The 14,208-nt window shown below is 41.2% G+C and carries 8 protein-coding genes; all 8 read right to left on the minus strand.

What is annotated here, in order from left to right; all coding sequences use genetic code 11:
• Nucleotide 1: 1 nt before the first annotated feature.
• Nucleotides 2-994 carry a hormogonium polysaccharide biosynthesis glycosyltransferase HpsE gene (gene hpsE / locus HWQ43_RS23235; RefSeq protein WP_292738344.1) on the minus strand — a complete coding sequence of 331 codons (993 nt, stop codon included), beginning with the start codon at nucleotides 992-994 and terminating at the stop codon, nucleotides 2-4.
• 21 nt (nucleotides 995-1,015) lie between these two features.
• Nucleotides 1,016-1,975, minus strand: a complete 960-nt coding sequence (hpsE, locus tag HWQ43_RS23240) for a hormogonium polysaccharide biosynthesis glycosyltransferase HpsE (protein ID WP_292738345.1) — start codon at nucleotides 1,973-1,975, stop codon at nucleotides 1,016-1,018.
• Nucleotides 1,976-2,163: 188 nt separating this feature from the next.
• Nucleotides 2,164-2,883: a prepilin-type N-terminal cleavage/methylation domain-containing protein gene (locus tag HWQ43_RS23245; protein WP_292738346.1), complete on the minus strand. Its 720-nt coding sequence runs from the start codon at nucleotides 2,881-2,883 to the stop codon at nucleotides 2,164-2,166.
• 38 nt (nucleotides 2,884-2,921) lie between these two features.
• A complete protein-coding gene (hpsC, locus tag HWQ43_RS23250; RefSeq protein ID WP_292738347.1) occupies nucleotides 2,922-3,935 on the minus strand; it encodes a hormogonium polysaccharide secretion pseudopilin HpsC in 1,014 nt (337 codons plus the stop codon).
• Between the two features lie 65 nt (nucleotides 3,936-4,000).
• Nucleotides 4,001-4,648: a hormogonium polysaccharide secretion pseudopilin HpsB gene (gene hpsB, locus HWQ43_RS23255; protein ID WP_292738348.1), complete on the minus strand. Its 648-nt coding sequence runs from the start codon at nucleotides 4,646-4,648 to the stop codon at nucleotides 4,001-4,003.
• A 185-nt stretch (nucleotides 4,649-4,833) separates the two neighbouring features.
• The gene (gene hpsA / locus HWQ43_RS23260) at nucleotides 4,834-9,765 is read right to left on the minus strand and encodes a hormogonium polysaccharide biosynthesis protein HpsA (RefSeq protein ID WP_292738349.1); all 4,932 of its coding nucleotides are present in this window, start codon (nucleotides 9,763-9,765) and stop codon (nucleotides 4,834-4,836) included.
• A 765-nt stretch (nucleotides 9,766-10,530) separates the two neighbouring features.
• Nucleotides 10,531-13,173, minus strand: a complete 2,643-nt coding sequence (clpB, locus tag HWQ43_RS23265) for an ATP-dependent chaperone ClpB (protein ID WP_292738350.1) — start codon at nucleotides 13,171-13,173, stop codon at nucleotides 10,531-10,533.
• 588 nt (nucleotides 13,174-13,761) lie between these two features.
• On the minus strand, nucleotides 13,762-14,196 hold the full coding sequence (gene gloA / locus HWQ43_RS23270; RefSeq protein ID WP_292738351.1) for a lactoylglutathione lyase: 435 nt from the start codon (nucleotides 14,194-14,196) through the stop codon (nucleotides 13,762-13,764).
• Between the last annotated feature and the right edge of the window lie 12 nt (nucleotides 14,197-14,208).

Genomic DNA, 14,208 nt, shown 5'->3' on the forward strand with positions numbered 1-14,208 from the left:
TTTATAGGGCTAATTTATTTTTTAATCCTTTGCGCCAATTAGATTTTAAGTAGTAAAAAGGACTCATCATACTAGCCAAGTAAAATTCCATTTCAAAAAGTGCAATTAAATTATTTTTCAATTCCCCTCTATAGTGAATACGGTGCTTTAATACTCGGCGTAAATTCCCTAAAATAGTTTTTATAAACACTATTGGTTTTTGCCAATTTTGAGTATTTATCAAGCTTAATTGGAAAATACACAAGCCACAACCGCGTGCCAGAGTTAAGAGATAATCTCTCTCAAGTCGCCAGCGTGGTATTTGATGATAAGTGTGCATGGTAGGGTTATACCAAATTTGCCAGCCTGCATAATGTATGTAAAGCAATGGTTCATAGTCATCACCCTGTACCAAAATACCAGGTAGCTTCCCACTTAAATTAGGCCGCTGTGGTACATTTTCACGCCATACTTGTTTCCGAACAACAAGCGCTGCACCAGGAGGAAGTCTTAAGTTATCTGCGTCAAACAAATATGGATTGGAACCATGTTCTCTAATCGCTAAAAAAGCTTGAATTCTTTCAAAATTTTCTGGCGGATTTACTTCAAAATCACCATGAATCTGTCCACTCCAAGCACCTGCTTGAGGATGCTCTAATCCAAAGATATATGCTTCTGATAACCAATCAGGAGCAGGTAAATTATCATCATCTAAAAATGCGATTAGCTGCCCTTTGGCTTCACGTACTGCTCGCAATCTCGCAAAAGCTGCTCCCTGTTCGGGTTCTAAAAAATATCTTAAATGACAGTTACCATCATATATTTTTTGGTAATTCTGAATTATTTCAAATGTATTATCAGAACTATTATTATCCACAATAATAATTTCCCAGCTAAGTTGTTCTACTCCTGTCTGGGTTAATAGCTTATCCAAAATTTTAGGTAAACGGGTTGCTCCATTGTATGCAGGAATGGCTACGCTAATATCTAAATTTTCATCTTTTAATTCAATCATAATGCCTAATTATTAAAAAAATTATTTTTTAAAATATCCATTTTTCCAAAGATAAAAAGGACTAATGAAACTACTTAAAAAAAGTTCCATTTCGCAAGCCGCTACCAGATCATCTTTTAGATTAGTTCGATATTTTAGTAAGTGTAAGGTGATTTTACGCAAGTCATTTATCATATAAGATAAAAGAGCAAATGGTCTATATATTTGTTTTATATTTACCATTCTCGTTACACAACGGCTAAGTCCAATCCCTCGGAAAAATGGAATCAAATAATCTTTTTGCAAACGCAATTTTGGTATTTTGTGTGATATCTCCATTTCTGGGTTGTACCAGATTTCCCATCCTGATTTTTGGATGTAAGACAACATTTCTAAATCTTCACTGGTAAGCATATTGCCTTTAACTCTACCAGTTAAAATCGACTTATCTGGTACACTTTCTAACCATGCTTCTTTACGGACAACAAGTCCGGCAGAAGGGGGTAGCAATTTTTTAGATGCTTCATATAATAGCGGTAGATTTCCCCGCTCTGTAATTGCTAAGAATGGAGCAATTCGCTTAAAGTTTTCCGGTGGTTCTACTTCCCAGTCTGGGTGAATTTGGCTGCCATAAGCTCCAGCTTTGGGATATTTTTCACCAAAAGCATAAGCTGCGACTACCCAATTTGATACTGGGTAGTTGTCATCATCTAGAAAACCTATGAGTCTACCTTTAGCTTCTGCAACTGCCCTTTTTCGCGCATAAGCTGCACCTTGTTTTGCTTCAAAGCAATACTTTAAAGGGTAAGGACCTCGCCAATCTTTTTGATAGGTTTGAACAACTTTAGCTGTATTATCAGTGCTGTTATTGTCTACAACTATAATTTCCCAAGATAAATTTTCGGTGTTAAGTTGGTTTTGCAGTCGTTCTAGTAGTTCAGGCAAACGACTTTCACCGTTATAAGTTGGGATAGCTACAGTAAAGTCAAGGTTCTCAGTCATTTTCCGAAAAGTATATTTTGATGATGACGCTTTTTATTATGTTCAGGCAATGGCTAATTTATCAATGGCTCTTAAATAAATCTATCAAATATTAAAACTGCACATGATGTTTCAATTTTGCTATCAATGTGCAGTTTTATGTTCAGCAATATTACCTATTTTTAAATAAATAGTGGTATTTAAATTACTTAACTGCAATTATTATCTTTTGCTGTCACCATTGAGCCTAAGAGAGTTTTTACAATGACGCATCGCTTTACGCTACTAGCCAATGTAGGATTTGCAGAGCTTGGTACAGCTACCACTATTTTTAATCCAGGTGGCTCTGTACCTGCTGCCACTGTTCCAAAGTTATTTGGCAGAGTTAGAACTCCCATATAGTCAAAGGTAATTTTTGCTGATGTACTTAAAGGATAGGATACAGGAGAATTAGTAGTAGTATTAGCAATGTTTTCCCCACTAAGATTTCCGCCCAGCAAAAATTTATCAGAATTGGCTCCCACATCGGCTGCTAAAGGTTTCCATGTCCATGTACCGATTGCAGCATCGGTACTATAAATAGCAACCTCTACATTTTGGGTTGTGCTATTTCTCTGAAAACTGACACTGTAGCTAAGTTTTTTGATTTTAGCTTGGCGCTGTGCTTCTTGCAGTGCGGCGAAAACAGCGTCGTTAACCTTATTTATCCGTTGCCGATTTACAAAGGCAGCCCAACCAGGAGCTGCGATCGCTGCTAAAATTCCTACTAACAGCAGTACTACTATTAACTCTATAAGACTAAATCCAGCATCTTGTAGATTGTAGCCATCGTTAGACGATCTATTTGCTAAATATTGCTGCTTTAGCTTTGTTTCTCGGCTGTGTAACTGGAAATAATTTAATACTCTTAAACTAGGAATATTCGGCATACTATCCTGCTTTTATTAATATTTGTCAAAGATAGGAGCTATTTGGTAAAGATAAAGCTGCTTCCTTGAACCTTAATGTTTGCACTCGGAAAATAACTAGATTTGCTCTGCGCGTAACGTACTTTAGTTTCATCATTTTGTATTAAACGAGCTTGTGCATTACCTCTTAAATAAACTTCCGCAGCACTTCTATTATCTGTGCTAACTGAATTTATACAAGCATAGAATCCTGTTCTAACAATAGTTGCTGCTACTGGAACTTGACTAAAGTTAGTAGAGCATATTACTGCTGGCGCTCCCTGTGCTATTGTTGTTTGATCTATAAAATCAACCAAAACCACGGGAACTTGATCGTAAGTCCCCCCTCCTGCCCAGCTATTCATTTTTGCTTGTAATGTTATGCCCTTTTGTGACAAGTCAAATGGTTTAAAACCTTTATCTGGGCATGGGAGAAATTTTTCGGTTGCAGCAAATCCAGAGCAAGTCACTGTAGCAGCAGTATTTGGAACGCCATCTTTAATTTCCCATCTAGCGATGCGTGCAGCGTTAGACCAAGTAGTACTAGCACTAGTGTCTTTAATTAAATAGTAGGCAACTAATGAGTAAACAAAAGTATCATCTTTTTCAGTGCCTGTAATTGTAATTGCTTGATTAACCAATTCTCGTTTCCAAAAAACAAGTACAGGAACTTTATCTGTTCCGTTAGGTAGTTGATTCCCAGTTGTACTTGCATTTGGGCAAGTGTTATTGGTACTAGCATCAACAGTACCGCTTAGACAAGCAATTCCAGTAGCATCATATATATATATTGCTTGTTGGAGATCGCGAGTAATATAATCTAGTGCAGCTTTAATTTCTTGCTCAGAGTTCGCTTTGGCTTGTTCCTGACCATCAGTGTTTAAAACACTGATCATAAAACTTAGTAACGGCGTAATTACTAAAAATGCAATGAGCATAGCCACCAATAATTCAATCAGGGTAAAACCACTATTTTTATTTTGCTTGTGAGAGGGTTTTAGCTGAGTACTTAACAGCCACCTCAATATATTCATTTTGCTACAGGTTCTCCTTAGTGACCGATACTGAGTCATGAAATTATTTATGTTTACCGGGTTAATTATGGTTGACAGCCACCAAGGCGATCGCACAAAGCGCTATAGGAGCTTTGACCCCTGACAATTTCAGTTGTCATTTCTACTAGGGGTGCTTTGCGATCGCCTAGTCCCCCTGTGAATGTTGCTGCTGTTTTTCCACTGCTACCCGCAGTTAAAGAACCAAATTCAGCATCTGAACGATATACCCGAACTCCCAAACGATAGCCTTGACCTTTATCAGCGTCGCTACCTGTGACAGCAACGCGAATAGCCTGAATGTAAAATAGATCGCTAGTACAGTCGGGATTAGCAAGGCTGCCATTTTTGTTAAAGCAATACAAACTAGTGCTAGCAGTAGGAGCTGACGTACTACTCAATAAATAGTCACTGCTTGAACTGGATACATTTCTAGTTGTGCTAGCAGCCAGTGTAACGGTGATTGTCGGATCTGAGATTGTTTTAGACTTAAGAGCATCAATAAAGGCTTTAGCCGCTCCTGTTGCCAATTCCACCCGTTTAGCTTGTACACGAGTTGCTGTTGACATTACTAGGACAGGTGCGATCGCTACTAGCAAAATGGCAACTACGAGGATCGCCACAAGTGACTCAATGATCGTAAAACCAGAATCGTTAGACTGAGTAGATAATTCTTGTAGTTGGCGTGGGTTCATACTCAATTTCTTAATAAGGCTATGTTTTAAAGTAATTTGCGATCGGGTGTAATACACTCGTAACCTAATGGGGGGAGAGGCTTTAAATTTCCCCTCTTCTCCATTCGGGAAGAGGGGGCTAGGCTAGCTTTGTTAACGTGGTCTGTTCACCCGAAAAGTGATGTAAAAACTCTCATTCAAACACTTTAGGATGGTTGGAGTTGGCAGCTAGTAGGACGTTCAGTTGCTGGTAGTGCAAATTTGAAACCACTGCCAAAGTAAGTAGTGTCCGCAGTCTCAAATCCATCCGATGTTTGAGTTTGTACACCACACAACAGAGTTTTCACCCAAAGGTCATCGCGGCCTACTTCTCTGAAGTATTCATTTGGAGGATCTGCTGCTGGAGTTACAAAGCGCTGGGCAAACAAGTCAGGGTTTTGCGCCAATAACGCCACATCAAAACCCCAGTTACGGTTAGGAGGCATATAATAAGGCGCTTCACCACTAGGATTAGTAATGTAAGTACTATCTGATGTGTAACCAGGTCTTGCAGAATTCAGAACTCTGAAAAAGATACTGTTATTCTTCAAAAGGTTAGGAGCGGTAGTATCATTAGGGTCAGCAGTGGTTGCAGGAGGAGTTGTTGGTCCTGGTCTGACAAGAGCTTGGAATGGTGCAGTAGCATAGATACTGCGTTTAAATTGGATGAATGAACCGTTGATATTGGCATCAATCCCATCCCAGTTTTCTAAGAAGCGCACAAAGTTATGCAAACCCCCATTGATTTCGTAGGTACTTGAACCCACACGAGCCGGAGTATCACCAGCAGCAACTACTAGATTAAAATTTGTTTGACTTGCCTGAGACAACCATCTAGTGTTTTTAACGACACTAGACGCTCCTGCTAAAGCGGCATAATTTAGATTAGTAGGTGGTGTTCCAGTTGTTATTTGTAATTGCAATACAGGTTCAAATAGCGGCTGGTATGACGCATCTCTGATGGGTGCAACCGCGAATGATGTGGCTCCAGGAAAATCCCTAACTGAACCAGTAGCTGGTAGTTTGGGGTATCTGTAGAATACACGATCAGTGTTGTTGTATTTGATCTCGCTCATTGTGGAGGCTGGTGGGGTAGTAACAATACTTGTTGTGGTTGCAAACCATAGGGCATTAGACGCTATGTCAGGTATGCTAGATGGGTCTACCGCACCACCTGTGATAACTAGCGGCAATTCTTTTACTACACCTGATTTAATACCTAGTGGAATGGGAGTATCGCTAGTATAAGTTATGACGCCATTAAGAGTGTTAACAAGCTTGCCAAAATTTGGATCATTCGTTGGTGTGTATTTCCGTTTGAACGCAACCCTACGAGCAAATCCTTCAAAACCAGCTCTTGGCGATCGCCATTTGGTTGTACCAGCTAAGAGTCTTTCAGGATCTGCATTTATTACCTCACTAGACCTTTTAAAGATTTCTGCTGAGGTTAAAGCATTGTCTTTATCAGCATCACTATCTAAACCCACATACCAGTCACTCGGTTGGCACTCTGAAACTGGTATTTTGAAGCACATTTCCATTACATACTCTGGGAAATCTCCTCGGCGTTGAATGGGTGTGACAAAGTTGTTCAAGTAAGAACTGTTATAGTCCCTTAAGTCAGTAGCAGTGGGAGTATCTTTATAGTAGGAATCATCATTAGTTGCAGTGAAAAAATTAGATGAAGTGACAAAGTTGTTATTCCAGAAACCTACCTTCAGTCGGTTGAGTACGACATTAGGATCGCTCCCTTGGTTATTTCGCAAGTCGTAATCACCCTCATTGCGGAAACCTTCACGGAAGTTACCAGAGAGCAAGGTAACAGCATCGGCAATTACTGATGCTGGTCGCCAAGTTTCGCCTGTTGTACAATTTGGTAGTCTAGGATCACTAGGCCGACAAGCAAAGTCAGGATCGCGATTTGCCGCAGCACGAGTGTAAAATTTAGTATCGTAGGTAGCAGCGCTAGGAGCAGGTAAAAGATCCGGAGTTTTGAATTCTTGTTTAGTGTGCAGATTAAAATCGCCTTCAACATACACTGGTAGCTCAGTTGCTAAAATTAAGCCTTTTTCTTCTGCTCTGTAATTAGTCTGGCGACTCAAATTACTGCCATTAATCAACATAATGGCGTTAGGTCGCCGTTCTGGATCGAGTCTGTAGTCACTAGCACTGACATTTTCACTGTTTGGGTTACTGCGATCTTTTTGAGCATCATCACGAGAGGCATAGATAATGCCGCTATTGGGCAATAGATATTCGTTATCCGATGCAGCGCCGATTGCTTGTGTGCGAAGCTTACTTAAATCTATGGTAGTGGCACGAATTTCTAAAGGCTGACGTTGTTCGACTTCGAGATTGTAGTATCCAGTTAATGTTGATGGATCGCCTTTATCTATATCTTTAATTTGGCGGGCATCAAGAAATGCCCTTTCTGTGATTGCACCATGAGGAATGTAGGTAGTACTCTGAGCAAGAGTGCCATCAGCAATCTGTATTGCACAGATGGTAGAGTCAATTGCTGATTGCTCAGAAAGAGTGAGTTTGCTGGTAGTTGCTTTGGCCAGTGCTTGCCTTAGTAAAGGATTTACAAGGCGACCATTGGGAAATACCAAGTTAGCTTGATGTTTCAAGCGATTTAGCAAAGTTACGCTAGTGTTAGTAACATCATCATCATTAGTCGCAGCTGCAAAAAAACCATTGCTATCTACTGTCTGTCCTCTAGTTATTCCAGCAGATGTAGTAGCGGGAGCCTCGTAAACAATCCCATTATTTGATCTGGCTCCAGCAGGTTTAGCACCAACTGGTACACCGCTCACATCCGCCAGTGTACCAGTATTTATTGCCGTATCCTTGTTTGTGGGATCATAGTAGCTACTTACACAGGCCATAGGTGTTTGATAATCGTCTGGTGTAGTCGCCTGAGGATTGTAGGGATCAAACTTGTAGTGATACACTGCCGTGGCACGCATTACCAAATCACCACGTTTTTGTTTACTCGCATCAAGAGGATCGGTTGCATCGGGTATAAGCATAGGCATAGTATCAGGCCAGACTACTGTGCCAGCACTTTCGTTGACTCCCGACGTGCTTGGATCGTTAGTTGGTGTTGGACGAGTAGGTGTTAGTCCAGAACCAGTTGGGTTGTATATTCCTGCACCTGTAATCACCCTCAGTCCACCGACGACATCAAGAGGATTAGATCGGGGTGAAGCGGCTGAAATTTCCCAAAAACCATCACGTCCTGTTACACCTAAATCTGATAACTGTCTGACGCGAGTGCTACGAGTTCGATCTTTGGTAGTGCTACCTGTCCACCTCACCGCAGGGGAGATGGCTTGAGGATCATTCTCTCCTACAAAGTCTCCTTTTGTGCTATCCCATATAAGTTCAGGCAGGTTGTTGCCTACTACGATGCGATCGCCTAACTGTGTTTCTATTACGGGAGTATTATCTACAACGTCTGGATCTCCAGTAGGTAGTTGCGCTGTATCTAGTGTTAGTGTTGTGTTAGCATCTGTTGGATAAATCCAGGCATCCATTGGACGTAGTGTATTAGCAGAACCTTTCATAAAGGTTGTTGCATCTGTTATATAGTCGTACTCAGTAGTGCCAGTTTTTATAATAGCAGAATTACCATAAGGAACTTCTTTAAATGGTACACGCCTAGTACGCTTACGGAACCAGTTTTCTAATTCTTCCTTACGTACTTTAGTCGCATCTAAACTTGGATCGTTTAGAATCCGGTTGTTTATATTAGTTCTGATTTCTTGAGGATCAGTAGTAGTAGCATTGTTAAGTTGTGCCTTCACTAATAAGTCTATGCGTTGAGCATAAGCCTGAGTGTTATAGGCAATGTCATTTGAGTTATTTGAGGTAGTTTTATTTGTAGATGCTAAAGTTTTATTTGTAGTAGGCGCACCATTTTCTACAAATAAATCTACGTATGTTCCACCTGTATTACTTGTACTGATTGGACTACTAGTTGCAATATTGCCGCCAACAACTATCTTGCTATTTTCTCGTTCGTAGTAACATGAATACCTACTACTGACCTGAAATAGAGTTATATCTTGATTAGTTTTAGCAGTAAATAAGTTACTGTTAGTAAAGATGCGTCCATTGAGACGGAATCTCGGCCCTGGTGTAATATCTAAGTCATCTTCATAAACAACAGCATTATTAGTAATAGAAACTTGGCTACGATCTTGTTGCATTTCTAATGCCGAGAAGCCCTTATTACCTCGATACTTCTCATATTTGGTTGTATCAAGAGAAGTAGCTTGAGCAATATCACTAATGGGAACCGTTACTGCATATACGAAAAAGCTTTTTTTCAATTCGCCAGTTGGTAGTTTATACCAACCCGAACTACCTACTAAGCTGGCACTAGTATCACCAGCTACGTCACAAGCTCCACCTGCCTTAGCTGGTAGCATAGGAGGGGTTCTAGCATCTAGTGGGCTTCTACTTCTGTTTTGGGTTGTACCAGTTTGGGGGGGAGTACGGAAGTAGATACCATAGAGAATAAAGCTATCAAATTTACCGTTATTATCTGTATCGGCAGGAAATTTCCAGGCTGTTTGTATGTTTTCTTGATTTTCTAAAGCCATACTACTACCTGCTTCAATCATCGGATTTGAAGTACTTTTATTCAGGTTATAAGCCAGGGTTATAGGAGTTTCATCACCAAATGTATAGATAGAAAGTTTATTAATTAAGGTATTGTATAGGGTTAGATTTGATGGGACAGAGCGTGGTAGAGTCGGGTCAGCAAACAGTGCGCTTATTTTGGCTTTAGCCCTGTCTAAGGCAGGGGTAGCGGCTTGCATTGTCGCTTCATTCACCCGGACATTACTAGCATTTTTAGAACGCTCAAAAGACCGAAATAGAATTGCAGTTGTTAACAGTACGACTACCAAAACTACCATCGCCACTGTTGGCAATACAAAGCCAGAATTAACCGAACCACGTCTTCTTTGAGTACCGGAAATAGTTCGCAAAAGCCAAATAATTTGCTTATTGATTGCAGATAAAAGCTGCTTGTTAATTTGTCTGAAGGTTTTTTGAATTACCTTGAATAGCTGACCTTTTCGAGACATATCTGCTTCCTGATCGAGTAGATTGTAGCGGAGTTTCTATTGTTTCAAAGTTTCACTCATACCTATCAAGTATTTCTACAGACATTGGATGAGACGATATTTATCTAACTACTTTCTTTGGCTTTACTAACCTCCAAAGAAAGTAGCTATAAAAAAAGATAATTTATTAAAGTTATATCATTTATGAATTGTTCATTTGATCCGGTAAATACTGATTTTTCCAGAATTATTTTGTTCCAGTCTGATAAATCATAAGAGCATTACTTCATAGTAGATTTGCGTAAATGTGTTTTATTTGAAGACAAATTTATGAAGATGTTGTCAGCAGAGTAAGCTTATAATACCCATCTGTTAAAGGAAAAATATCAGTTAGGTGCAAAATAATCAGATGTGCAGCTTAGATTCCCGACCTCTTTAAATTAAGAAGTCGGAAATCTTGTTGTTCACATTGCTTTGATTAATTACTCATTACTCGCTAGTAGAGCTTGGCGTAAATCCAACTACCACCTTTAAAGCAAGCAAGCTTCTGCCACAAGGTACGAGAAATTAGTACCCTGTGGCAGAAGCTACTAGGCATCATAGATGCAACACGCAGTCTAACATTAAAAAGGGTGTTAGAAACCGCAAAAACACGGGGTTTAACCACCTCCGTGGGTTTCAAACCCTCAATTATTCTTAGACTTTGTTTGTGTATCCAAGCCAGTTTGGTCTTCTCCCTACAGCCCTTTGGATACGTACCATTGAGTGAAGGGGAGACGCCAGGTGCTATGTAGCAATCTGTGGTACTGACACCTTCACAGGCACTTTTTTGCTAAAAGACAGACCGTTTTCATTTTTGTCGATAATAATCGTGTCTCCAGAGATAAAAGTATTTTCCAATAATTTGGTGGCAAGGGGGTTTTCTACTTCTCGCTGAATTGCCCGTTTGAGTGGGCGGGCACCGTAAACTGGGTCATAGCCTGATTCGACTAGGTGATCACAAGCAGATTGGGATATCTCAAAGAAGATTTTTTGCTCGCGGAGGAGATTTTCTACCCGTTTGAGTTGAATGCGGATGATCTGCCGCATTTCAGTGCGATTTAGTGTATGGAAGAGAATAATATCATCGACGCGGTTGAGAAATTCGGGGCGGAAATGCGATCGCAAGTTTTCCATTACCCGTTTCCGCATCGTTTCATACTGGGAATCATCACCAGATATATCCAAAATATGTTCGCTACCAATGTTACTGGTCATTACAATAACGCTGTTACGAAAATCTACCGTTCTTCCCTGAGAATCAGTAATTCTCCCATCATCTAGCACCTGTAACAAAATATTGAATACATCGGGGTGCGCTTTTTCGACTTCATCCAACAGCACCACAGAGTAAGGACGGCGGCGAATTGCCTCGGAAAGTTGACCGCCTTCTTCATAGCCTACATATCCTGGAGGCGCTCCCACAAGGCGAGAAACTGAGTGTTTTTCCATATACTCAGACATATCCAAGCGCACCAATGCATCATCAGAATCAAAGAGAAACTGAGCTAAGGCACGGGCAAGTTCGGTTTTACCTACGCCTGTGGGGCCCATGAACAGAAATGAACCAATGGGACGAGAGGGATCTTTCATCCCCGCACGGGCGCGGCGAATTGCGGCTGCTACTGCCTCTACAGCCTCTTCTTGCCCAATGACTCGTTGATGCAAATGACTTTCTAATTGCAGCAATTTTTGTCGTTCCGATTCCAACAGACGATTGACGGGGATTCCTGTCCACTTTGCGACAATTTCGGCAATATCGGATTCAGTAACTTGTTCTCGCAGCAACGTGGAACCTTGGTTTTGAATTTCTAAAAGGCTCGCTTCTTTGGCTTCGCGCTCGTGCTGTACTCCCTCCAATTTGCCATACTTCAGTTGGGCAGCTTTATTTAGATCGTAGGCGCGTTCCGCCTGTTCAATTTGCACTCGCAGCGCATCTTCTTCTTTCTTTAAGGCGCTTATAGCCTCCAATATCTGCTTTTCACCTTGCCATTGCTCATTAAATATTTGCTGCTTTACCGTTAAATTGGCGATTTCTTGTTCAATGCGCTCTAAACGTTCTTTCGTTTGGGGAGTACCCTTTTCTTCGCCAGCTAATGACAGCTTTTCCATTTCTAACTGCATGAGGCGGCGATCGATGGTTTCCAATTCGGCTGGTTTGGAGGTAATCTCCATTTTCAACTGCGCTGCTGCTTCATCTACTAAGTCAATAGCTTTATCTGGTAAGAAGCGATCGCTAATGTAACGTGCTGATAAAGTCGCTGCTGCTACCAAAGCCGAATCAGAAATTTTGACGTTGTGATGAACTTCATAGCGTTCTTTCAACCCTCGCAGAATGGAAATAGTATTTTCCACACTTGGCTGATCGACAAATACTTGCTGAAAACGGCGTTCTAGGGCAGCATCTTTCTCAATGTGTTTGCGGAATTCGTCAAGGGTAGTCGCGCCAATACAACGCAATTCTCCCCGTGCCAGCATTGGTTTGAGCAGATTTCCGGCATCCATTGCCCCTTGTTGAGTAGAGCCTGCGCCGACTACGGTGTGCAGTTCGTCAATAAACAGAACAATGTCACCGTTAGATTCAGTAACTTCCTTGAGAACTGCTTTTAGGCGTTCTTCAAATTCACCTCGTAATTTTGCTCCAGCAATTAAACTGCCGATATCTAACGAGATCAACTTGCGGTTTTTCAGGGATTCGGGAACGTCACCATTTACCATTCGCTGTGCTAATGCTTCGGCGATCGCAGTTTTACCTACCCCAGGTTCACCAATGAGTACGGGGTTATTTTTGCTACGACGAGACAATACTTGAATTACCCGCCGAATTTCGTCATCCCGCCCAATTACCGGGTCGAGTTTTCCCGCTTTTGCCTGTTCTGTCAAATCTCTGCCAAATTTTTGTAAGGCTTCGTAGCGGGATTCTGGGGTTTGATCTGTGACCTTTTGGCTACCGCGAACGGCTTTGATAGTAGCTTCGAGTTTAGGTGCATCCGCGCTAAAGCCTTTGAGTATCTTTCGTCCAATGCGATCGTCTTCAGCAAAAGCCAAAAGTATGTGTTCCACGGAAATGTAGGAATCTTTCATCCTGGCTCTAGCTTCCTCGGCTCGGTCTAGTAAAATATCTAAATTACGGCTAAGGTAAAGCTGATCGCTTTTACCAATTTTGGGCTGGCGTTGGGTAAAGGCTTCTAGCTGCTGCTGCAAGCGGATCGGATCGACCTCAGATCGAGCCAGGATACGTATTGCTAGACTAGTGGGTTCTTCTAACAGGGCAATAATTAAATGTTCAACATCTAGTTGCTGTTGTTGATAAGCACGGACTATATCCTGAGATTTAACAATTGCTTCCCAGGCTTTATCAGTAAATTTATTGGGATCTGTAGGTTGCATCTTTAGAATTTTGGAATTTGAATTTTTAGTTTAAGGATTGGGGATTATTAAAGGGAGTAGGGAGTGGTTGTAACCCTACTCCTTAATACCCAGATAATTATCCAAACATTCTCAGCGTATATCCGCGTGTATCTCTGGTGGCAATTTGGGATTGGCAATTGATGATAGTTTAATCTATTGCCTATTTCCTAATTTAAAACGAAAACACTGTTATGAGCAGACTTTCCCCGATGGTGTTATGGGAGCGATGTCTACGATAGGATATTCGGCGTCGCTATTAGTGTTGCTCATCAAGGGCAGTATTGGGGTAATAGTAATAGGATTTACGTAGAGGAGATCCCCGAACCCGCCTAAAAACGGAAAAGTCTCGCGCGTCTGGGTTTACTGACACGAGACGACACGGAAAGAATCAATCTCTCTCTCTAGCTCAACTTTTTAAGACATCAGCGTGGATTTTCCTATGGCTCTTAAGGACAAGTTGCTGTCCAGATTCCCGGCTTCTTCAAGAAGTCGGGGATCTGAATCTAGCTTAAATAAATGACATTCCACCCTACGGATAATTTATTTTTTGGAAATCCCTGATAAAAATTACTGACTCACAAGTTGCTCTTGTGATTCTTGTTTGACTGCTGAACCTTGAGTTCCCAGTTGAATTAGTTCAATTTTATACCCATCTGGATCTTCAACAAAAGCAATTACCGTCGAACCATGTTTCATCGCCCCTGGTTCGCGCACGACTTTACCGCCTTGATTGCGGATTTCTTCACACGTAGCGTAAATATCATCAACGCCAAGAGCAATGTGACCGTAAGCATTACCCAATTCGTACTTTTCCACGCCCCAGTTGTAGGTGAGTTCGATCACCGAGTTGTCGCTTTCGTCGCCATAGCCAACAAAAGCCAGGGTAAATTCTCCGCCCGGATAATCTTTTCGGCGCAGCAGTTTCATTCCGAGAATTTCACAGTAGAACTTTAAGGATTCTTCAAGGTTGCCCACTCGCAGCATTGTGTGTAGTAATCGCATATTGACCTTTTC

Origin of the sequence: Nostoc sp. JL31 (assembly GCF_017114965.1) — a bacterium.
Lineage (GTDB): Bacteria > Cyanobacteriota > Cyanobacteriia > Cyanobacteriales > Nostocaceae > Nostoc > Nostoc punctiforme_A.